The 20,097-nt window shown below is 63.0% G+C and carries 19 protein-coding genes; 11 read left to right on the forward strand and 8 right to left on the reverse strand.

From position 1 onward, the window contains the following. Positions 1-200 precede the first annotated feature (200 nt). The 7 genes from DSAT_RS05575 to DSAT_RS05605 all read left to right on the forward strand — a co-directional run bounded on the left by DSAT_RS05575 (position 201) and on the right by DSAT_RS05605 (position 7,069). Complete coding sequence (locus tag DSAT_RS05575) at positions 201-2,192, forward strand: ABC-F family ATP-binding cassette domain-containing protein (protein WP_020886619.1); 1,992 nt, start codon at positions 201-203, stop codon at positions 2,190-2,192. 9 nt (positions 2,193-2,201) lie between these two features. Then, a complete protein-coding gene (locus tag DSAT_RS05580; protein ID WP_020886620.1) occupies positions 2,202-2,519 on the forward strand; it encodes a hypothetical protein in 318 nt (105 codons plus the stop codon). A 1-nt stretch (position 2,520) separates the two neighbouring features. Continuing rightward, complete coding sequence (gene mutT / locus DSAT_RS05585; RefSeq protein WP_020886621.1) at positions 2,521-2,928, forward strand: 8-oxo-dGTP diphosphatase MutT; 408 nt, start codon at positions 2,521-2,523, stop codon at positions 2,926-2,928. Positions 2,929-2,956: 28 nt separating this feature from the next. Beyond that, complete coding sequence (metF, locus tag DSAT_RS05590; RefSeq protein ID WP_020886622.1) at positions 2,957-3,829, forward strand: methylenetetrahydrofolate reductase [NAD(P)H]; 873 nt, start codon at positions 2,957-2,959, stop codon at positions 3,827-3,829. 25 nt (positions 3,830-3,854) lie between these two features. Next, entirely contained in the window at positions 3,855-4,874 is a 1,020-nt protein-coding gene (locus tag DSAT_RS05595) for an aspartate-semialdehyde dehydrogenase (RefSeq protein WP_020886623.1), read from the forward strand. Continuing rightward, positions 4,874-5,830, forward strand: coding sequence for an aminotransferase class IV (locus tag DSAT_RS05600; RefSeq protein WP_020886624.1), 957 nt, complete (start codon positions 4,874-4,876; stop codon positions 5,828-5,830). The genes DSAT_RS05595 and DSAT_RS05600 overlap by 1 nt, the downstream gene beginning before the upstream one ends. Positions 5,831-5,983: 153 nt before the next feature. Further along, complete coding sequence (locus DSAT_RS05605; protein WP_020886625.1) at positions 5,984-7,069, forward strand: glycosyltransferase family 4 protein; 1,086 nt, start codon at positions 5,984-5,986, stop codon at positions 7,067-7,069. Between the two features lie 27 nt (positions 7,070-7,096). On the opposite strand, the gene DSAT_RS05610 is transcribed toward DSAT_RS05605, so the two are convergent. Together DSAT_RS05610 and DSAT_RS05615 are read right to left on the reverse strand one after the other, a co-directional pair. Further along, on the reverse strand, positions 7,097-7,888 hold the full coding sequence (locus DSAT_RS05610) for a Tim44 domain-containing protein (protein WP_020886626.1): 792 nt from the start codon (positions 7,886-7,888) through the stop codon (positions 7,097-7,099). 90 nt (positions 7,889-7,978) lie between these two features. After that, positions 7,979-8,377, reverse strand: coding sequence for a response regulator (locus tag DSAT_RS05615; protein ID WP_040370859.1), 399 nt, complete (start codon positions 8,375-8,377; stop codon positions 7,979-7,981). Positions 8,378-8,547: 170 nt separating this feature from the next. Between DSAT_RS05615 and DSAT_RS05620 the strand changes: the two genes are divergently transcribed. The 4 genes from DSAT_RS05620 (at position 8,548) to DSAT_RS14815 (ending at position 15,394) form a co-directional block, all read left to right on the forward strand. Next, positions 8,548-9,324 (forward strand): HD domain-containing protein, encoded by a 777-nt coding sequence (locus DSAT_RS05620; protein WP_020886628.1) that lies wholly within the window; start codon positions 8,548-8,550, stop codon positions 9,322-9,324. A gap of 413 nt (positions 9,325-9,737) precedes the next feature. After that, a complete protein-coding gene (locus tag DSAT_RS14810; RefSeq protein ID WP_020886629.1) occupies positions 9,738-10,760 on the forward strand; it encodes a PEP-CTERM sorting domain-containing protein in 1,023 nt (340 codons plus the stop codon). 61 nt (positions 10,761-10,821) lie between these two features. Next, positions 10,822-12,120, forward strand: coding sequence for a tetratricopeptide repeat protein (locus tag DSAT_RS05630; protein ID WP_020886630.1), 1,299 nt, complete (start codon positions 10,822-10,824; stop codon positions 12,118-12,120). A 340-nt stretch (positions 12,121-12,460) separates the two neighbouring features. Next, positions 12,461-15,394: a PAS domain-containing hybrid sensor histidine kinase/response regulator gene (locus tag DSAT_RS14815; RefSeq protein ID WP_020886631.1), complete on the forward strand. Its 2,934-nt coding sequence runs from the start codon at positions 12,461-12,463 to the stop codon at positions 15,392-15,394. Between the two features lie 379 nt (positions 15,395-15,773). On the opposite strand, the gene DSAT_RS15100 is transcribed toward DSAT_RS14815, so the two are convergent. From DSAT_RS15100 to DSAT_RS05660, 6 genes are all read right to left on the reverse strand, one after another. Next, positions 15,774-16,148: a YkvA family protein gene (locus DSAT_RS15100; protein ID WP_084712775.1), complete on the reverse strand. Its 375-nt coding sequence runs from the start codon at positions 16,146-16,148 to the stop codon at positions 15,774-15,776. 13 nt (positions 16,149-16,161) lie between these two features. After that, positions 16,162-16,365, reverse strand: coding sequence for a DUF2188 domain-containing protein (locus tag DSAT_RS05640; RefSeq protein ID WP_235695921.1), 204 nt, complete (start codon positions 16,363-16,365; stop codon positions 16,162-16,164). A 97-nt stretch (positions 16,366-16,462) separates the two neighbouring features. After that, positions 16,463-16,882, reverse strand: a complete 420-nt coding sequence (locus tag DSAT_RS05645; protein WP_235695922.1) for a hypothetical protein — start codon at positions 16,880-16,882, stop codon at positions 16,463-16,465. 51 nt (positions 16,883-16,933) lie between these two features. Then, the gene (locus DSAT_RS05650) at positions 16,934-18,319 is read right to left on the reverse strand and encodes a hypothetical protein (protein ID WP_020886632.1); all 1,386 of its coding nucleotides are present in this window, start codon (positions 18,317-18,319) and stop codon (positions 16,934-16,936) included. A gap of 97 nt (positions 18,320-18,416) precedes the next feature. Beyond that, the gene (locus DSAT_RS05655; RefSeq protein ID WP_040370853.1) at positions 18,417-18,956 is read right to left on the reverse strand and encodes a hypothetical protein; all 540 of its coding nucleotides are present in this window, start codon (positions 18,954-18,956) and stop codon (positions 18,417-18,419) included. A 69-nt stretch (positions 18,957-19,025) separates the two neighbouring features. Continuing rightward, positions 19,026-20,066: an HTH domain-containing protein gene (locus DSAT_RS05660; protein ID WP_020886633.1), complete on the reverse strand. Its 1,041-nt coding sequence runs from the start codon at positions 20,064-20,066 to the stop codon at positions 19,026-19,028. Between the last annotated feature and the right edge of the window lie 31 nt (positions 20,067-20,097).

The raw sequence follows: 20,097 nt of genomic DNA on the forward strand, positions 1-20,097 counted from the left end.
GACATTTCCAAGCCATCTGTTACTACCGGGAGCGCCACGCGGGAAGCGTGGCGCTCCCGCGGCTTCGCCGCCAGGGCCCGCCCTCGGCGGGCCGTATTGATAACCCGGAGCACGAAAATACTGCATATTTTCTGCTCCGGATAATAGCTTCTCGCCCTGCGCGTTGCGCGGTATTTCGTTTCACGAGGGTTTCACGTCCCATGGCCTCCCTGTCCGTCACCAATCTCCACAAGTCCTACGGCGGCCGCGACCTCTTCACGGCCCTGTCCTTCGACGTGCCCGACGGCTGCCGTCTGGCCCTGGTCGGCCCCAACGGCTGCGGCAAGTCCACCCTGCTGCGCATCCTGGCGGGCGAGGCGGGCGCGGACCGGGGCGAGATCAAGACCGGCGACGCGGCGGGCGTGGGCTACGTGGCCCAGGAACTGAGCCCGGACGACCTCTCCCAGGGCATCCTGGCCTTCGTGCTGGCCGTGTTCCCCTCCTGGGCGGACTTCTGGGCGCGCTGGGAAAGCGCTCTGGCCGCGCGCGACGAGACGCTCCTGGCCAGGCTCGCGCGCGAGCAGGCCGATCTGGAGGCCCGCTTCGGCTACAATCCCGAGCACAAGGCCGAGAGCGTGCTCATGGGCCTTGGCTTCACGCGCGAGGAGTTCGGCAAGACCGTGGGCCAGTTCAGCGGCGGCTGGCGCGAGCGCGCCAAGCTGGCCCGGGTGCTGGTGCAGGGCACGGGCACGCTGCTGCTCGACGAGCCCACCAACCACCTGGACCTGGAGGCCGTGGAATGGCTGGAGGAATACCTCCTCTCCTTTCCCGGCGCGCTGGCCTTCGTGGCCCACGACCGCGTCTTCCTGGACAAGGTGGCCACCCACGTGCTGCCCCTGGGCACGGCCAAGCCCACGCCGCGCAAGGGCAATTTCTCGCAGTACCTGGCCTGGACCGAGGAGCAGGAGGTCGTGCGCGCCCGCCAGGCCGAGAAGATCGAGGCCCGCATCGGGCACCAGATGGATTACATCCGCCGCTTCCGGGTCAAGGCGCGCAAGGCTGCCCAGGCCCAGAGCAAGCTGCGCTCCGTGGAGAAGCTGCAGGAGGAGCTTTCGGGCCTTGCGCCCGAGCGCAGGCGAAAGAGCCTGTCCTTCAGCCTGCCCGAGCCGCCCCCGGCCGAGAAGGTGGTCATGCAGGCCGTGGACCTGGCCTTCTCCTTTTCCGGCGGCGCGCCGCTGTGGAAGCCCTTGTCCTTCACCGTCTACCGGGGCCAGAAGATCGCCCTGGTGGCCCCAAACGGCGCGGGCAAATCGACGCTCATCAAGCTGCTCACGGGCGGGCTCGCCCCCACGGGCGGCAGCGTCTTGCCGGGCGCAAAGACCCGGCTGGGCTACTTTTCGCAGCACCAGACCGAGATCCTTTCGCTTTCCGGCACGGTGCTTTCCGAGATGCGCCGCCTGAGCGACCCGCGCTGCCTGGAAGAGGAGTTGATGGGCACGCTGGGTCTGTTCCTGCTCGGTGAGGAATATTTCGACCGGCCCGTGGCGCGCCTCTCCGGCGGCGAGAAGAGCCGCTTGGTGCTGGCCAGCCTGTTCCTTCGGCGCTGCAACTTCCTGATCCTGGACGAGCCCACCAACCACCTGGACCTGGAGAGCCGCGAGGCGCTCATCGAGGCCCTGGCCGGCTTTTCGGGCACGATCCTGCTCGTGGCCCACGACCGCTGGCTGATGCAGGAGGTGGCCGAGGAGGCCTGGGCGCTCACGCGAGAGGGCGTCACCCAGTACCTGGGCGGCTTCGAGGAATACGAGCGCTGCCGCAGGCGCGAGGCGGCCGAGACGCCCAAGAACTGCCCCGCGCCGGAAACGCAGCTCAGGCGCAAGCTGGACAAGGACGAGAAGCGGCGGCAGGCCGAGCTTCGCAACGCGCTCTCGCGCGAGATGAAGCCCAAGAAGGAGGCCTACGACCGCCTGATGCTCGACCTGGACGCCGTGGCCGAGGCCCAGGCCGAGGCCGAGCGCGTGCTGGCCCTGCCCGAGACCTACGCCGACCACGAACGCTTCCTGCGCCTGACCAGCGAGTACCAGCGCCACAAGGAGCGCGAGGAGGAGCTGCTGCTCGAACTCGCGGCGCTCGAAGCCGACCTTGCCGCGCTCGAAGCTCGCAGGGCGGAGCTTTTGGGCCTTGAGGCCACGCAGGCCGAAAGGGCCTCGTGAGGAGAGGGCATGCAAGCGGCCTATCGCATCTATGGAACCGTCAAGGGCATACCGGCTTCAGCCTGGGACCGGCTTGCCGCCGAGTTGCCTTTTGAGGGCGTGAGCTATACAAACGGTCTCTTGGACATCGACCACGAAGGCGCGTGGGTCGATGTGGAATCCGCCCTCGATCTCATTTCGGCCGTGATGCTGGAAGGGGGCTGGGGCGGGGTGGATGTCATCGACAACCTGGATTGGCAGATTACCCGCTACACGCTTACGCCCGGCGGGTATTCGTCCAGGACGTTCGATCTGGATAACGTGATGGAGCACGTTCGGCCCAACTGAGATGAACGAGCGCAGGGTTATCGACGTGGCCGCAGGGGTCATCTGGAACGAGGGGCGTTTTCTGGCCGTGCGCCGTCCGCCAGGGACCAGCATGGCGGGTTACTGGGAATTTCCCGGCGGCAAGGTGGAGCCCGGCGAGAACGCCGAGCGCGCCCTGGTGCGGGAGCTCCAGGAAGAACTCGGCGTCACGCCCAGGGCCATCGACTTCTGGCGGGCCATGCGCCACGATTACCCTCACGTCTCCGTGCGCCTGCATTTTTTCCACGTCCGCGCCGTGCAGGGCGTGCCGCACCCCCGCGAAGGCCAGGAACTGGCTTGGGTCGATCCCGCCGGAGAGTGCGACCTGACCTTTCTGCCCGCCGACGAGGACATCCTGGCCGAGCTGATGCAGACCGCCCCGGCCGGTTAGCTTTCGATACCGATCAAGGAGAATCCGCGTGCGCATTTGCGATCTGATAGCCCAAAAGACGCCCTTCGTTTCCCTGGAGTTCTACCCGCCCAAGGAGCGGGAGCAGTGGGGCGCGTTCTTCGAGGAGGCCGAGAAGCTCAAGGCCGTGGACCCGCTGTTCGTCTCCGTGACCTACGGCGCGGGCGGCGGCACCCAGGACAACACCCTGGAGATCGCCGCGCGCCTGAAGAACGAGACCGGCTTCGAGCCGCTGGTGCACCTGACCACCGTGGGCGCGACCGAGGAGCGCATTGCCGCCTACCTGCGCGACCTGAAGACCTCGGGCATCGAGAACATCCTCGCGCTGCGCGGCGATCCGCCGCGCGGCATGTGCGACTTCAAGCCGGACAACGAGCGCTTCCAGCACGCCTCGGACCTGGTGTCCTTCATGCGCGCGGGCTTCCCCGAGTTCTGCGTGGGCGTGGCTGGCTATCCGCAGCCGCACCCGCAATCGCCCACCGTGGCCGAGGATCTGGCCTGGACGAAGTTCAAGATCGAGCAGGGCGCGCAGTTCATCGTCACCCAGCTCTTCTTCGACGTGCGCCAGTACGTCGATTTCGTGGGGCGCTTGAAGGCCATGAACGTGGACGTTCCGGTGATCCCGGGCATCCTGCCGATCATGAGCCTGGGCTCGATCCGCTTCATCCTCTCCCTGTGCGGGGCGAGCATCCCCGGCAAGTTCTACCTGGAACTGGAGGAGGCGGACAAGAAGGGCGGCGCGGCGGCCGTGAGCGAGATCGGTCTTCGCTTCGCCATCGACCAGTGCAGGCAGCTCCTGGACGCGGGCGCGCCCGGCGTGCACCTGTACACCCTGAACAAGGCCGATGCCTGCCTGCACATCGCGGGCGAGCTGAACATCTAGAGATTTCAAGGAGACTGGCACAATCATGAGCAGAGTGAAGGTTGCCGTTGCGGGCGCCACGGGCGCCGTGGGCCGGGAGATGCTGAAGGTTCTGGAACAGCGCGACTTCCCCGCCGAGGTGGTTCCCTTCGCCTCGGCCCGGTCGGCCGGGAGCGCCGTGCCGTTCAAGGGCGCGGAACTGACCGTGCGCGAGCTGAAGGAGGACTCCTTCAAGGGCTTCGACATCGCGCTCTTCTCCGCCGGAGGCTCGACCTCGGAGAAGTTCGCCCCGCTGGCCGCCAAGTCGGGCTGCGTGGTCGTGGACAACTCCAGCGCCTGGCGCATGGACCCGGCCTGTCCGCTGGTGGTGCCCGAAGTCAACGCCCACGACCTGGACTGGCATAAGGGCATCATCGCCAATCCCAACTGCTCGACCATCCAGATGGTGGTGGCGCTCAAGCCCCTGCACGACGCGGCGCGCATCAAGCGCGTCATCGTCTCCACCTACCAGGCCGTGTCCGGCACCGGGCAGAAGGCCATCGTGGAGCTCGAAAACCAGGTGCGCCGTCTCATGTCCGGCCAGGAGGCCGTGCCCGAGGTCTATCCGCACCAGATCGCCTTCAACTGCCTGCCGCAGATCGACGTCTTCCTGGACAACGACTACACCAAGGAAGAGATGAAGATGGTCAACGAGACCAAGAAGATCATGGGCGACGACTCCATCCGCCTCACGGCCACCACCGTGCGCGTGCCCGTGTTCTACGGCCACTCCGAGTCCGTGAACGTGGAGTTCGAGAAGCCCCTGAGCGCCAAGCAGGCCCGGGCCATCCTCGCCCAGGCGCCGGGCGTGCGCGTGCTCGACAACCCGCGCGAGAGGATCTACCCCATGCCCATCGACGCGGCCGGCCAGGACGAGACCTTCGTGGGCCGCATCCGCCAGGACGAGACCGTGGAGAACGGCCTGAACATGTGGATCGTGGCCGACAACATCCGCAAGGGCGCGGCCCTCAACGCGGTGCAAATCGCCGAGGCCCTGATCGAGCGCGATCTGGTCCGGGTGCCGTGATGCCCGACATCCGCATCGTCGATGGCGACGAATACATCGAGCGGCTGAAGGCCGCCCACAGGCCCGGCGGCGAGAAGATGCTGGCCTTCTACGAGCACCGCCTGGGCGTGATCGGCACGGACCCGCGCCTGATGCTCATGCTCTGGGACGACCACCTCGTGCACCGGGGCGACGGCGTCTTCGAGACCATGAAGTGGGTGGACGGCAAGCTCTACCAGCTCGATCCGCACCTGCGCCGCATGGAGTGCTCGGCCAAGGCCATCCATCTGGCCCCGCCGTGCGCGCTGGACGACGTGCGCTCCATCTGCATCCAGGTGGCGCGCGCCGCCAAGCGGCCGCACGGCATGCTGCGCGTGCTGCTCGGACGCGGCCCCGGCGGCTTCGGCATCGACCCCCTGGAGTGCCCGGTGCCGGGGCTCTACGTGGTGGCCTACGCCTTCACGCCCAAGGCCGAGGAGGCCTACGAGAAGGGCGTCACCGCGTTTCGCACCTCCATCCCGGCCAAGCAGAGCTATCTGGCGACCATCAAGAGCACGGACTACCTGCCCAACATGCTCATGAAGCGCGAGGCCCTGGAAAAGGGCGTGGACTACCCCATCTGTTTCGACGACCAGAACTTCCTGGCCGAGGGGGCGGTGGAGAACGTCTGTCTGGTGGACAAGCAGGGCGTGATCTGCGTGCCCGCCTTTGACAACTGCCTGGCGGGCACCACCATGCGCAGGGCCATCGAGTTGATCGGGACCGAGCGGCAGGTGGACTTCCGCAAGATCCGCGAGGACGAGATCTACGACGCGCACGAATTCATCGTGGTGGGGACCACGGTGGATGCCGTGAGCATCGTGCGCTACAACGGCAAACCCATCCACGACGCGCGGCCCGGCCCCGTGGCCAAGCGCATGCGCGAGCTTTTGCGCCAGGATCTGCGCGAGACAGGCGTGGTGGTGTACGACGGCTAGCAGCATACTCAGGCCGTTCAAAAAGCCCCAGATGCAAGGCGCAAGAGAAGTTCAAGGCCGACGCGTATTTCGCATACGCGAGGACGTGAACTTCTCGCAGCAACGCAGCAGATGGGGTTTTCGGGGCGGCCTGGTTTCACCCCAGGCAGCCCCATGATGCAGGCCATCCAACTCGACCTGGGCCGCGAATGGCGCGGCGGGCAGCGCCAGGTGCTCTATCTGGCGCGGCATCTGCTGCGCGAGGGGAGCTTCGCGCCCCTGGTGGCCGCGCCCAAGGGCGCGCCGCTGCTCGACGCGGCCAGGGGCGAGGGCATTCCCGTGTTCGAACTGCCCGGCCGCCGCGAATGGAGTCCCGGTAGCTTTCGGGCCGTGAACCGGCTGTTGCGCCAGGGCGCGGGCATCCACATCCTGCACACCCACTGCGCCCGCTCGGCCGCGCTGGCCGCGCTGCTCAGGCTTCTGTCCGGGGTGCGCTTTCATCTCGTGCACACCCGCCGCGTCTCCTATCCCCTCAAGGGGTTTTGGAGCGTGGAGAAGTATCGCCTGGCCGACCGTGTGGCGGCCGTGAGCGGCGAGATCGCCGCGGTGCTGGAGCGCGGCGGCCTGCCGCGCGAGAAGATTCGCGTCATCCACTCCGGCATAGATCCCACCCGCTACCCCGTGCGTGAGCGCGGGGCCTTGCCCGACATGCCCCGCGTCATAGGCTTCGTGGGCGCGCTGACCCCGCAAAAGGGCCTGCCCGTGCTGCTCGACGCATTGGCGCTCCTGCGCGAGGGAAATCCCCCGGCCTTCAAGGCGCTGATCGTGGGCGAGGGGGCGCTTCGCCCCGACCTGGAGCGCAAGGCGCGCGACCTGGGTCTTGGCGACCTGACGCGCTTCCTGGGTTTTCGCGAGAGCCGCGAGGTCATGCCGTCCATGGACGTGTTGGCCGTGCCCAGCGTGGACGGGGAGGGGTCGAGCGGGGTCGTCAAGGAGGCCTGGGTCACGGGGCTGCCCGTGGTCTGCTCCAGCCTGCCCTCGAACCTCGAATTGGTGGAGCCGGGCGTCTCAGGGCTCTCCGTGGGCGTGGGCGATGCCCACGATCTGGCCGAGGCGCTTCGCCGCCTGCTGACCGAGCCGGAACTGGCCCGCAGTCTGGTGGAGGGCGGCCGGCGCCGCGTGGCGTCCTTCACGGACACGGCCATGGCAAGGGCCTATCTGGACCTGTACCGGGAAATGACCGCGCGAAGCGACTCCTGACCGGAGTTTTGCCGAAGTTCTTGAGGGCTACTGCGTCGCGGACTGGTCCAGCGGCTGGATGGCGTCGAGCTTCCACATGGCCGAGGGGTCGTCCGTGGGCCGCACGAAAGTCCAGACCTCGCGCACCTGCTCGGTGGCCGAAAGCCTTTTGTCCTGACGCATGGTTACGTCGTAGTAGACCGTGGCCGTAGTCATGCCGCCTTGTTCCGCCACCTCCATCAGCCGGGCGTTGATGACCAGCACGTCAACGGGCGACGGCGTGGGGTTGGCCGCTGCCTCGCGTTCGATCTCGGCGAGCATCTTTGGCGTGGTGAAGGGCGTGAGGTCTTCGATGTCGCGCCGACTCCAGGATTCTTGCAGCCGGGCGAAGACGAGTTTGGCGCCCTTCATGAATTCATCGGCGTCGAAGTCCTGGGGCAGGCGGACGTTGGGTGCCACGTCGGCTTCCTGTTTTCCGGCTTCCGGGCCGGCCTGCCGGGCCGTGGGGCCCTTCAGCGCTTCCCAGGCCTGTTCGGCCGCGCGGTAGCGCGCGTCGCGGCCGTAGGTTCCCTCGCGATCGTGGTCGTCGTCCAGGCCGCCGTGCGAGTTGTTGCCGAAGCGCTCATCCGGCCGTCCGTGGCCGCCTCCGCCGCCACGGCGGCGGGCGATGAAGCGGAAAAGTAGGTACACGGCCAAGCCCATGAGCAGCATGTCGAACATGCCCATGCCGCGTTGTTGCTGCGGGGCGGCCGCAGGCGCATTGGCCAGGGCCAGCGTGGGCGCGAGACACAAAACCGCCGTCAGGAGCACGGCGGACAAGGTGGCGAGGTGGTATTTCATCGATGTCGTCCGAGGGTTCGATATGGTTGATCGGTGGCCGGGCAGAGAATGGATGCGCCACCCGACTCGGGGCCATTCGGAAAAGGGCCGCTATTCGATCAGGCCCAGGTTGCGCAGCAGGTGCAGGAACATGTGCTTGTCGATGGGTTTGGGGATGTAGGAGGTGGCTCCGCCTTTGTAGTAGGCCTCGACCACGTTCTTGGGATCGTCCAGGGCCGTGGTCATGACCACCTTGACCTCGTCCGCGCCGCGTCTGCCGCGTTCCTTCTCGATCTGGCGGATCACCTTCAGGGCCTCTTGGCCGTCCATCTCGGGCATCATGATGTCCATGGTCACGAGATCGTAGGGCCTGCCCTCGTCCAGCGACTGGGAGAAGGCCACAACGCACTCGCGACCGTTGACCGCGATGTCGCACTCGGCATACGGAGCCAGAATTTTCTGCAGCAGCTTGCGGCTGGTGAAGTCGTCCTCGACGATGAGCGCGCGCATGGACATCCCCTCGTTGCGATTGGTTTCCTCCATTCATAGTTCCTTTTCAGATTAAATCAAGGTCGCGCCCGTTCGCCATGGCTCCGCAATCCTTGCTGGATTGCGTGTTGAGGGTATAATCAGCAACCGGACGCGTCGTGCGCATCCCAAATCCGAAGGCGCGCCGCAGGATGCCTGTGGAACTGTTCGAGACCTATTGCCGGTCGTTTTTGGACGGAAGCGAAGGCGATCTCGCCTATCGGGTGAAGCTCGACCATTCGCTGCGCGTGCGCGACGAGGCCGCGCGGCTGGCTAAGATCCACGCCGTCGAACTCGATCGGCTCGGCGTTTCAGCCGAGACCGCAGCCCTGGCGGGGCTTTTGCACGACGCGGGTCGTTTCGAGCAATTCCGGCGCTTTCAGACCTTCAACGACCGCGTTTCGGTGAACCACGCTACGCTTTCCGTGCGCGTGATCCGGCGCGAAAACTTCCTTGCGCATCTTTCCCCGGCCGGGCAGCGCCTTGTGCTCGGCGCGATCATGCTCCACAATCGAAAGATCGTCAGGTCGCCCGCGTCCACGCCGCTTGGCTATCTCGCGCGGCTTTTGCGCGACGCGGACAAGCTCGATATCTACCGGGTCATGCTCGACTACTTCACCCCAGGCGGCGACCGCCATGCCTTCATGACGCTCGACGCCAAACCCCACGCGACCGCCTACACGCCCGAGGTGCTCGATGACGTGTTGGCGGGCCGCATGGTGGACTACGCGCGCCTTTGCTGGGAGAACGACTTCAAGCTCCTTATGTTGGCCTGGGTGCACGACCTGAATCTGCCTGGAACGGCCAAGGCTTTTTTGGAGCGCGGCTTCGTGGGCCGGGTCTTGTCCCTGCTGCCGGACAACCCTGACGTGCGCAAGGCCGGGCACATCCTGGCGGACACGCTCGCCCGCCGGGCCGAAGAGACGTAGCCCAGGCGGGCGGTCCGCCGGATCGCACATCGCATCTCGCCGCTCACGGACGTGTGTGCACCTTTCATTCACCCTTCCCATCCTCGCCCGCCGTTGCCCCCAGAGCAGCCGGACAAGCCGCTGCCGCGTGCTTTGTCATCCGGTTTTCCTGAACGCCCTTCCCAATTGCATGAAACCAGCACATCCGGTCTGTTGTGTCTGTAAAGTGATCGCTCTTGCCTTTTGAGCGCGCAAAATAATCTTGTCTATAACATTAATAAATTGTCGGAATTGTTTTCATCCGTGTCGCCACCGGTTACATTTTTCATTCATTTTTATGAAAAAATTATTTTTATTTCAGCATATTATGCAGTGGAATATTCCTTGCTAGATTCATCATGAATTCTTTCTCTCAACTTTTGAGGAGGCTGGCAATGGGCATCAGGAAACACATCGCAACAGTCGTAGTGGCCATGGCGATGCTCCTGGCGGCAAGCGCAAGTGTGCACGCCGGAGCCGTCATCTTCAGCCCCGATGGGAATCTCGCCTTGGGCGTGAACGACCACGGGCACCTCAACTTCAGCTCGGCTCCGAACCCGGCCAACGCAGTCGCCTGGGGCGTGGCCTACAGGTTCCCGGACGGCTCGTTCCGCGACGCGACCGCGCCCGGCTGCCTGTGCGAGGGCTGGGGCGTGTCCGGCAGCGGCTTTTCCGGCGACGCCAGCGTGGACAACGGGGGCATCAACAACCTCTCGCTCGTCTCGTTCGTCTCCGGACCCAGCACCGCCACTTCCACGGTGGCCCTGACCTCGTTCTCCGATCTGGTCGTGACCCAGTCCTACGGCCCCTCGGCCGAGGCTCCCAACTCCCTGTTCGTGAACAATGTGACCATCTCCAACACGGGCGCGAGCACCATCACCGATGTGCGCTACGTGCGCGTCATGGATTGGGACATCCCGCCCAGCGAATTCAACGAGTACGTGACCATCAAGGGCACCGGCACCACGACCCTGCTCGAAACGTCGCACGACGACGGCTTCGAGTCGCCCAATCCTCTGGCCTTCACCACCCCGATTCTGCCCGGAACCCTGGACGTCGATTTTGAGAACTCCGGCCCCACGGACCACGGAGCGTACTTCAAGTTCCTGTTCGGCGATCTGGCGGCTGGCGAATCCTACAGCTTCAGCATCTTCTACGGCGCTGCTCCGAGCGAAACCCTGGCCCTGAATGCGCTTGGCCTGATCGGCGCGGAGCTTTACTCCCTCGGCAAGAGCACGATCGCCGGCACGCCCGCGACCTTCATGTTCGCCTTCAAGGGTGTTGGAGGCGAGATCATCGTTCCTCCGCCGACTCCGACCGATCCCATTCCCGAGCCGGGCTCCCTGCTCCTTTTGGGCAGCGGTCTGGCCGGGTTCGCGGCTTGGCGGCGTCGCCGCGCGGCGAACGTCAAGGCGTAAGGACAAAAAACACGAACAGGCCTTCCCCCACGTGGGGGAAGGCCTGTTTCGCCGAGGTCGCATGAAGACGCTACTCCTCATCCTGGCATTGGTGTGCGGCATCGCGGTCGGCGTGGAACAATCCCACGCCTATTTCATAGATCTTTCCCCTGGAAGCGGTGACATGCACCATTCCACGGAGGGAAAGCGACTCTTGGCGCTCGGCATGGCCGCCTTGGAGAAGGGCGATTTCAGGGAGGCGACAAGCCGGTTTGAGCAGAGCGCGGACGATAATCCCCGCAGCCCCTTCCCCTATCTGGGGCTCGCGGACGTGGCCCGCGCGCAGAACGACGTTCCGGGAATCGGCCGACAACTCGCCAAGGCGCTGGAGACGGCGCCCGATGAGCCCGTCGTGCACCTCGCGCTCGCGCGTTACCATTTCATCAGGGCCGAGTATCCGGCTACGGAATTGTCGCTGCTCAAGGCCCTTGAGTTTGATCCCGGGTTCACCAAGGCCAAGGTCGAGCTTGCGACCTTGTATGCCTCCGTCATCCCCGATCCGGCCAAGGCGGAAAAACTGTTCCTGGAGGTGCTCGCCCAGGAGCCGGAGAACACCGGGGCGTTGTTCGGTTTGGGCAATCTACTTGGAGGGCAGGGCCGCATGAGCGAGGCCGAGCGGCATTTGCGGGAAGCGGCCCGGCTGCGGCAGCGTGACGCGAGGCCCTACATGGCGCTGGCCGCCCTGCACGCCCGCATGAAGGATTACGAAAAGGCGGCCGCTGTCTACGGCGAGGCCTTGACCGTGGATGCCGAATCGAACGATGCGCAGTTCGGCCGGGCGCAGGCTCGTCTGGCCATGGGGCGAAAGGACGAGGCGCTTGCGGATTGCCGGGCCGTCTTGCGTAGGCAGCCCGACAATCTCGGGGCGCTGTTCATGGCCTCCATGATCCATCTCGAACGTAAGCAGTGGGACGAAGCCGAGAAAGGCTTTCGCGAAGTCGTGCGTCTCGACCCGGAGAACGGCTGGGCGCGTAACAACCTGGCTTGGCTCATCGCCGAGCGCAAAGGAGAGCTGGCCGAGGCCAGGATGCACGCGGCAAAGGCGGTGGAGATACAGGCAAACAACGCCCAGTTCCGGGACACATATGGCACGGTCCTGGCGAAGAGCGGGGACAGGCAAGGTGCGGCCATGCAGTTCGAGCTGGCCGCGCAGGCGGCCCCGAATTCCTCGGCCGCGTGGTATCGCCTGGGAGAGGCCAGGGAGGCCACGGGCGAGACCGGCGATGCCCGCAAGGCGTACCAGCAGGCGGTCAAGATCGGCGGCGGGGGCGATCCCTTTGCCAAGCGCGCGGGTGAGAGGCTTGCCGCTTTGAAACAGTGAGGCGGCTGCCGCGCCGTCACGGAACCGGACGAATCGCGCCGACGGGCCCTGCACGCGCATGGTCCGTCGGCGCAGGCTTTTGCGGTTGTCCACCGTGAACCCTCCGGTCGCCGTTCCTTCTGGCCGGAACTGCCGGGAGGAGCCAAATAATAATTGGCGATGCCGGTTCCGCCCTGTTCAATCCGTCCGAAATCTGCCACAAGATATCAGACCGTATGCCATTCCGGGGCAGGGAAGAGCATGCGCCAGATTTGATCGGCGCATGGAGTCTCGCCGTGTCTCCTGGACGGCATCCGAATTTTCCGGCTACCCACACAGGGCGCACAAGGAACACAGCGACATGAAACGCCTGCTCCTGCTCGCACTACTGCTCATCCTCCTTTGCGCGGCGACGGCTTCGGGGCATTTCGCGGACGATCGGCTGCCCCCGGAACTGGCCGGGCACACCTCCGTCATCATGCTCATCGACCCGGGATCCGGGCGGATACTCGACGCCAACAGGGCGGCTGCGGATTTTTACGGTTACGACCGCGACGCGCTGCGGCGAATGACCATCCAGGAGATCAACGTTCTTGACCCGGTGGAGGTTGCCGAAGAGCGCCGCCGGGCAGCGGCAGAAAAGCGCAATCACTTCATATTCCCGCATCGCCTGGCCGATGGCCGCGTCCGCACCGTGGAGGTTTACAGCTCTCCCTTCGTCGATGCCGGGGGAAAACAGCTCCTGCTCTCGATAATTCACGACGCGGAAGGCAAGAGTCTCTTGGAAGCGGAACTGAAGGAGTACCATGGAAGGCTCGAAAATCTCGTGGCCAAGCGCACGCAGGAGGCGCTCTCGGCGCACGAACGCCTGAAGTGGCTCACGATCCTGGGAGTGGTCGTGGTCTTCGGGCTGGTCTTCGTGCTCTACCGCAAGAACAGGCAGGCCGCGATCTACCGCCTGGAATCGGATATGGAGCACGAGCGTCGCTCCATGCTGGAGCGCTTCGAGTATCTGACCAAGTACGCCAACGACATCATCCTTCTGCTGGACGAGCAAGGGCGCATCGTGGAGGCCAACGAGCGCGCCGTGAAGGCTTACGGCTATTCTCGCGAGGAGCTTTTGCAAAGCACGCTGCACGACCTGCTGGTTCCGGAGGAGCGGCCAGAGGGCGCGTCTTTCATGGAGGCGGTCCGCGCCCACAACGGCCACGTCTACGAGACCAGGCACCTGCGGCGCGACGCCACGAGCTTCCCCGTGGAATCGAGCGTGCGCCAGGTCAACATCAAGGGCCGCGCGTACTTCCAGCACATCATCCGCGACATCACCGAACGTGTGAAGGCCGAGGATGAGCGCAGGCAGCGCGAGGCGTTCATCGAGGCGATCATCGACAACCTCCCGGTGGGCATCGCGGTCAACTCCGTGGACCCCGCCGTGGAGTTCTCCTACATGAACGACAACTTCCCCAGGTTCTACCGCACGACCCGCGAGGCGCTGCAAGAGCCGGACGCCTTCTGGACAGCGGTGTATGAGGATCCGACATTTCGGGAGGAAATCAGGAAGAGGGTTCTGGAAGACTGCGCCTCGGGCGATCCCAAGCGCATGCAGTGGGTCGATGTGCCGATTACGCGCAAGGGCGAGGGAACGACCTACGTCACCGCCAAAAATATTCCCATCCCCGAGAGGAACCTGATGGCCTCGGTGGTCTGGGACGTGACCGATCGCAAGCGGACCGAAGAGGCGTTGCGGGAAAGCGAACGGCTGCTCGCGGAGACCGGCGAAATCGCCCGTGTCGGCGGCTGGGAGTTGGATCTGGAGCGCAGGGTGGTGCGCTGGACCAGCGCGGTCAGGCTTATCCATGAAATGCCCGAGGGTTTCGAGCCCACGCTGAAGCAGGCCGTGGACTTCTACGCTCCGGAATCGCGGCCGATCATCGCCGAGGCCGTGCAGCGGGCCGTGGAGCATGGCGAACCTTGGGATCTCGAACTACAGGTCGTCACGGCCACGGGCCGCGTGGTGGACGTGCGGGCGGTGGGACGCCCGGTCTTTGAAAATGGTCGCTGTGTCAAGCTGTCGGGCATCTTCCAGGACATCAGCGAGCGCAAGCGGGCCGAGGCCGTGTTGGTCAAGGCCAAGGAGCAGGCCGAGGCGGCCAACCAGGCCAAGTCCGAGTTCCTGGCCAACATGAGCCACGAGATACGCACACCGCTCAACGGAGTTTTAGGCATGCTCCAGTTGCTCGAGACCACGCCGCTCGATGACGAACAGATCGAGTACGTGAGCAACGCCTTTATTTCGGGTAACAGACTGACTACGCTCTTGAGCGATATTCTCGACTTGGCCAGGGTGGAGGCGGGAAAATTGGCCATCCAGGAAGAGAGTTTCGACCTCGCCGAGTGTCTGCGCTCCATTGAGCAGCTTTTTCACTCTTCGGTGCGCCAGGGCGGCGTAGGTTTTGGGTTCGACATCGACCCCGCGCTACCCAGGCTTGTGGTGGGCGATCCCGCGCGGTTGCAGCAGATTCTGACCAATCTCGTGGGCAACGCGGTCAAGTTCACGGAAGTCGGGCAGGTGCGCGTCGGTGTTTCACTGCTTTCAACATCGACGCCAGAACTGGCTCGCGTGCTGTTTACGATCGAGGATACCGGTCCCGGAATCCCCCCGGAGAACCTGGACAGCCTGTTCGACCCCTTCACCCAGGGCGACAAGGGCTTCACGCGCAAGCACCAGGGGGCCGGACTCGGCCTGTCCATCTGCAAGCGGCTGGTCCGGCTTTTGGACGGCAGCCTGGTCATCGAGTCGGAGATCGGGAGCGGCACCACGGTCTACGTTAGCTTTTCCTTCGCCGTTCCCGAGACCGTTGCAAGGAACTCCAGCGCGGACACGAAAGCCGTGGCGCAAGCCCACCAAGGGCTGCGCATTCTTTTGGCCGAAGACGAGCGGATAAACCGCGTCTCGGCCGCCAGGCTTTTGGAGAAGCTCGGCCATGAAGTCACGGCCGTGGAGAATGGCGAGCAGGCTGTCGCGGCCGTGCGCGCGAAAGATTTCGACGTCGTGCTCATGGACGTGCAGATGCCGGTCATGGACGGCATCGAGGCTATCCGGACCATCAGGGCCGATGAAAAGGCGCGGGCGCGCAAGGGTGTCCCCGTCATCGCCATGACCGCCTACGCCATGGCCGGGGATAGGGAGCGCTTCCTGGCCGAGGGGATGGACGACTACGTGGCCAAGCCCGTCGAGGTGCACGAGCTTGTGCAGGCCATCGAAAGAGTTCTTGCCCAAAGGGAGAAAGACTAGGCGGAATGACGGCAGGATTATTCCCTGGCATGGTGCCAGACGTTCGCCAAAAAAAGAACGGCTTGCGGTTTTGTGCCGCAAGCCGTTGATTTCTTTGGTGGAGGGAACGCCGACCTACCGCAAAACAGCCTCAAAGCCCGCGCTCCTCGTAACTCCTTGATAATAAACGCCGAAGTCATTTCACACAACCATTTCCCACCAACCCGACCAGAGAAACGATTTTCTCCCCTGATTTCCCTGCACCGGACGAGGGTGACGGGTTTGCAGTAAAACCGGATACCTGGCGCTTCTCAGCAACAACTTCGAATCCGGTTTTCGGACGCCGGTTCAGTTCCTAAATCGGGAATCGAATTGATGCCGTCCTGCGCTTCCGTCTGAGTCACCGACGCCACAACAGCCAGCCTGTCATCAATGCAATTCCCAACCAAATGGTTACGATGACGCCTGCGGCGAGAACACTTCGTGGACGTTGTGCCAATCTGAGACTGGCCTCATTCCGCAACTCAGCGAGAATCTCTTGCGGTATCAACCGCACCGTCAACCAGATCGCAGTCGGCAGTATTATTATGTCGTCCAGATATCCGATTACGGGTATGAAATCTGGAATCAAATCAATGGGACTGAGCGCATAAGCTGCTGTTGCAGCCGCCAATAGCTTTACGTACCAAGGAACTCTTGGATCACGTCCAGCCAGATATAGGGCCAAAACATCCCGTTTCATCGTTTTGGCCCAGCTCTTCAGATGATCAAGCATATCCCTGTTCTGATCACCCCTTTGGCGGATACGGATCGTTCCCGTGGCTGTCCTTGTTTTGGATCTTCCCGTCCTTGCCGTGGATGTAAAACTCGGTGCCTTGGTTCTGGCTGATCTTGCGCCCGGCATCGACGGCATCCTGCTTCTTGTCGAAATGGCCGCTGCTGCGGGTCGCGCCGTCTTTCTTGACGTCCCAGCCGCCGTCGGCGTTGGGCACAACATGATGTGATCCTGGTTTCTTTGGCATGGTCACCTCCTGTTTACTTGGTTTCGGTTGAAATGAGTTGAGCTGGAAGGTCCCGAACACCCACCGGCTACGATTGGATAAGCATCCTCTCCTCGGCATGGTCAATACGCCACTCCTTGCCTCGGTCATCGGTCAGAACCACGGTGAAAACAGACCTGCCAATCGAAGCGGAACGGCCGTCCTCTGAATAGTCATCAATCCCGAAGTGGGCAGAGAGAACCGCCGAAGCCACAGCGCCGGGTGGTGCCAGTTGCCCGGCGTTTCGGTGGAGCGTGCTCTGACACATCCCGGCAAGAATCCGGTTCCTCTCAATGTCGAAATCAGCGGGTTCGATTCGCAGTTCCAGGAGGTCAATTGTCACCGTCGGCAACCGGTGGTGGTACGCCAGCCAGGCATAATGCTGAGCCGAGCAGGCAAACATATGAGCGATGCCGCTGGCGAAGCTCTTGATATGCTTGCGACCCAATTTTTTCTGCTCGAATGGCATATCTGCCGTTTTTATTGATCAATCTCCGCGCTGTGACTCAACCAGACAGGTTCACCCCGGCTGCCAGGCGCAATCTGCCCAGTGCGCTTCGTAGCGTTTCACAAAGTCTTTCATCTCCCGGATGTTGGAGTTAGGTTCGCGGCAGGCCCGGGCGCAGGTAGAAACAACATCCCGGTAGAACTCCGGAGCGACAGTCTTGATGCCCCCATAATTCATAAGCAACTCAGGAAGGCGCTCCGTGATTTTTGCTCCGCGAGGTGCCATCACAATGCTCGGGGGCTCTCCATAAGTGTTGATCAACACGTATCGCCAGCTTGGATCGGCGGCTCCTTGACGAGGGACAATCTCACAGGGATATGCATCTCCACCTCCGGAAATGCCTTCATAGACTTCCTTGAGGGCCAGTGGTTTGTGGGCCACCAGGACATAAGGTCCGGCCTCTACATATCTGCCCATGCTTTCGTCGTATTCGATGCCGAGCAAGGCTTCCAGGTCAAAACGCGCATGCCGGTCGAGGGACGCCTTCCCCGAAGTGAACCATTGAAGTTCCCGCAGGGTGATCCCGGCACACTTGGCAATCTCTGCAGGTGAATTGGGCCAGCACGCCACGAGGTTCTTGGCGATTTCGGCTGCGTTGTCATAGTCACTGTCGGCCCAGAAATCATCATCCTCGACGATATTCTCCGGTGCCTTCTCACCTGTCAGTAACCAGGTACAGCCATCAAACCCATCGTGGTTGAAATATCGGGGCTGATCGGGCGGCAGAGAGGTCTCCCAGGATGACAGCCATGGGCCAGGCTCCCAGTCGAGTCCACCTGCCACTGTTGGCACCGGCACTTGCGCCGGTAAGGTCAACCACTGCTGGATTCTGTCTTCAACCTCGCGGCTGTTGACGCCTCTGTGGCCATCCCTGGCACGAAAATCGTGGTCAACTTGAGCGTACCGGCAAAGGGCCTGAATGGCCCCGGCAAGAGACCGGTCATTTCCGTCGTGCTTCCTCAGCAACCACCGGCTGGAGTCCTGGGCCGAGCGCAGGGAAGCTGGCAGGGATTTCTCCTTGGCATCGGCCACCTCGACCTGGACTCCGATTTTGGCCATTTCCCCTATCAGTCCAGGGCTGGCCGTCGAGAGGTGTCGGTTGACCCGAAGGATGTCGGGGCGGCCACGCAAGCCCTCGGCGTTATGCCACGCTTCCAGAAGAACCTCCCGGAAGGACCTGGGCTGAGCGACCGGGGCAAAGGTCATCCACCGAATGGGTAACCCGGCCACGGTCAATCCATAGAGTATGAGGGGGCTGAGCCCGTACCGCTCTGCGTCCTTGATCTTGATCGGGTCCCGCACTGATACAATGCCATGCTCCGGATGATGGAAAAGGAACTTGGCTATCGCAACGTAGAAATGATGCTCTCTTGGTGATGGCTGCGTCTGCTGATTCATGCCCTCTCCTGGGGAAACGAGAATTTCCCTCCGGGAACTTGCGGCCTGCTGGCCACGCTCTCCACAATGAAAAACGGCGTATTCCCGTACATATCAGTTAATCCCGCCCGAACCACCATCCCAGCAGGAAGGAGGCGGCCAGGGCACCAAGACCACACCCTTGCGAAGGCCGTAATCCGATTCTCTGATGGGATGCCAGACCATCAAGCCATGTGTTGAAACAATTCAGCTCTTCTTCTGCGTCAAGAGTAATCAGCGGCTCCCCCAGATAATCTTCGCTTTCAGCCTCTGTAAGAGACTGAAGCGTCCGCAGCAGATCGCGCATGGGCCGTTCGAGAACGGCCGAAAACAGAGGCTGTCCCATTTCCAGGCCCTGGGGGAATGGCCGCTCCCAAAAGCACCGGTAACCCGATGACATACCGTTTGCTGCCTGAAGCAGATCATGAGTAGAGAGCCTTCCGGTGGTTTCCGTAAGCTCCCGAATGCTCTGAAAATATTCGTCGCAACTATCAAGCGCAGTCTGCAGATCGAAATGCGGCTCACCTTCAGGATTGGGGCGTCTTGTTAAAGCGTCCTGCAGTGTCCCAATGACTGGAACCAGTTCGTCGGCATCCAGCAAAAAATCAACTCTATTCATTTCTCACCCCGCTCAATCGACAGTCCCGCGTACATTCTGCGGTCTTGGAGAATCGATCTATCCGCGCCGTCATTTCATCACCGGTCCGAATTCTTCATCAATTTCAAAAAGATCAGGCGTCGAGCGATGGACGCCGATGCCGTGTTCCATCAGGAGCATCACAAGCTGGTCCCCGTTCATCAGGGCGATGGGGGTCTTGTCTGCCTGGGCGGCCTCCTTGACGGCTCCGGCGCTGAAGTCGCTGGTGGTGATGATCAGACCTTGCTCGTGCGCCCCCAAACTGCCGCGCACCTGCTGTACCACCGGAGCCTGGATATTATTCTTGAGCTTCCACTTTTTGACCTGGACGGCCATCTTGATGCGGACAACGTCACCAACCACCAGGGTGCCCCTGACATCGATGCCGCCGTCGCCGCTGAGTTTGGTTACCTCGACCATCTCGAAACCCATCTCCGCCAGCAACTGCGAGATAAGTTCCTCGAACTCGCCGGGCTTCATGGCCAGCAGTCGTTCGCGCAAGACTTTCCGGACCTGGTGGTTGTGCTGCTCGATCTGGAACGCTAACCCGCGCCCCATCCATTGGCTCAGGCCCACATAGCCACGGCCGTGCTGAACGAAGCGGGGACGTTCACCGCGTTTCTGCTGGCGCTTGATCTCGGTGATCACCTGGGCGTACATGGTGGCCTCGGGCGTTTTGCCGCCCGTCACCAGCCAGCCTTTTTGCAGGGCCTTCTCGGTTATTTCCTTGTAATGCATCGGCTTCTTGCCGCCGAACTCCTCGAGCACCTTCTGAGCGCAATCAGTGAAGGAGAAACCCGCGTTCGGATGATGTTTTGGGGCTTCTTCGACGGCCGCAGGAACCGGCTCAGCGCCGCTCGGTATTTCAACAGAATCCCGAAGCGCGAAGGTCTGAGGACCGACCTTTACAAAGGGCGATTTGTCCCCATTGCTCTTGATGTCGGAGTAGAGCCGGGCGCTGACGGTGGCGTCTGGGGTTTTCCCTCCGGACTGCCAGAGACCGGCAGCCATGATCTGCTCGGCGATGTCCTTGGCGTGCAACGCCGTTCCGGCCTGCTGCAAAACCTGAATGGCGGCCGTTTTAACGTCCATGATGTCCCCCATCTGCTTCTGCCAGTTTCGC

It is taken from the genome of Alkalidesulfovibrio alkalitolerans DSM 16529, from assembly GCF_000422245.1.
In the GTDB taxonomy this organism is placed as follows: Bacteria; Desulfobacterota; Desulfovibrionia; order Desulfovibrionales; family Desulfovibrionaceae; genus Alkalidesulfovibrio; species Alkalidesulfovibrio alkalitolerans.

Bases quoted from the DNA above. Each gene is read 5' to 3' on its own strand.
- DSAT_RS05630 (WP_020886630.1), top strand. From the start codon at position 10,822: ATGAAGACGCTACTCCTCATCCTGGCATTGGTGTGCGGCATCGCGGTC.
- DSAT_RS15100 (WP_084712775.1), bottom strand. From the start codon at position 16,148: ATGCTTGATCATCTGAAGAGCTGGGCCAAAACGATGAAACGGGATGTT.
- DSAT_RS14815 (WP_020886631.1), top strand. From the start codon at position 12,461: ATGAAACGCCTGCTCCTGCTCGCACTACTGCTCATCCTCCTTTGCGCG.
- DSAT_RS05645 (WP_235695922.1), bottom strand. From the start codon at position 16,882: ATGCCATTCGAGCAGAAAAAATTGGGTCGCAAGCATATCAAGAGCTTC.
- DSAT_RS05575 (WP_020886619.1), top strand. From the start codon at position 201: ATGGCCTCCCTGTCCGTCACCAATCTCCACAAGTCCTACGGCGGCCGC.
- DSAT_RS05610 (WP_020886626.1), bottom strand. From the start codon at position 7,888: ATGAAATACCACCTCGCCACCTTGTCCGCCGTGCTCCTGACGGCGGTT.
- DSAT_RS05620 (WP_020886628.1), top strand. From the start codon at position 8,548: ATGCCTGTGGAACTGTTCGAGACCTATTGCCGGTCGTTTTTGGACGGA.
- DSAT_RS05605 (WP_020886625.1), top strand. From the start codon at position 5,984: ATGATGCAGGCCATCCAACTCGACCTGGGCCGCGAATGGCGCGGCGGG.
- DSAT_RS05660 (WP_020886633.1), bottom strand. From the start codon at position 20,066: ATGGACGTTAAAACGGCCGCCATTCAGGTTTTGCAGCAGGCCGGAACG.
- DSAT_RS05650 (WP_020886632.1), bottom strand. From the start codon at position 18,319: ATGAATCAGCAGACGCAGCCATCACCAAGAGAGCATCATTTCTACGTT.
- DSAT_RS05600 (WP_020886624.1), top strand. From the start codon at position 4,874: ATGCCCGACATCCGCATCGTCGATGGCGACGAATACATCGAGCGGCTG.
- DSAT_RS05580 (WP_020886620.1), top strand. From the start codon at position 2,202: ATGCAAGCGGCCTATCGCATCTATGGAACCGTCAAGGGCATACCGGCT.
- DSAT_RS05615 (WP_040370859.1), bottom strand. From the start codon at position 8,377: ATGCGCGCGCTCATCGTCGAGGACGACTTCACCAGCCGCAAGCTGCTG.
- DSAT_RS05655 (WP_040370853.1), bottom strand. From the start codon at position 18,956: ATGAATAGAGTTGATTTTTTGCTGGATGCCGACGAACTGGTTCCAGTC.
- DSAT_RS05595 (WP_020886623.1), top strand. From the start codon at position 3,855: ATGAGCAGAGTGAAGGTTGCCGTTGCGGGCGCCACGGGCGCCGTGGGC.
- DSAT_RS14810 (WP_020886629.1), top strand. From the start codon at position 9,738: ATGGGCATCAGGAAACACATCGCAACAGTCGTAGTGGCCATGGCGATG.
- mutT (WP_020886621.1), top strand. From the start codon at position 2,521: ATGAACGAGCGCAGGGTTATCGACGTGGCCGCAGGGGTCATCTGGAAC.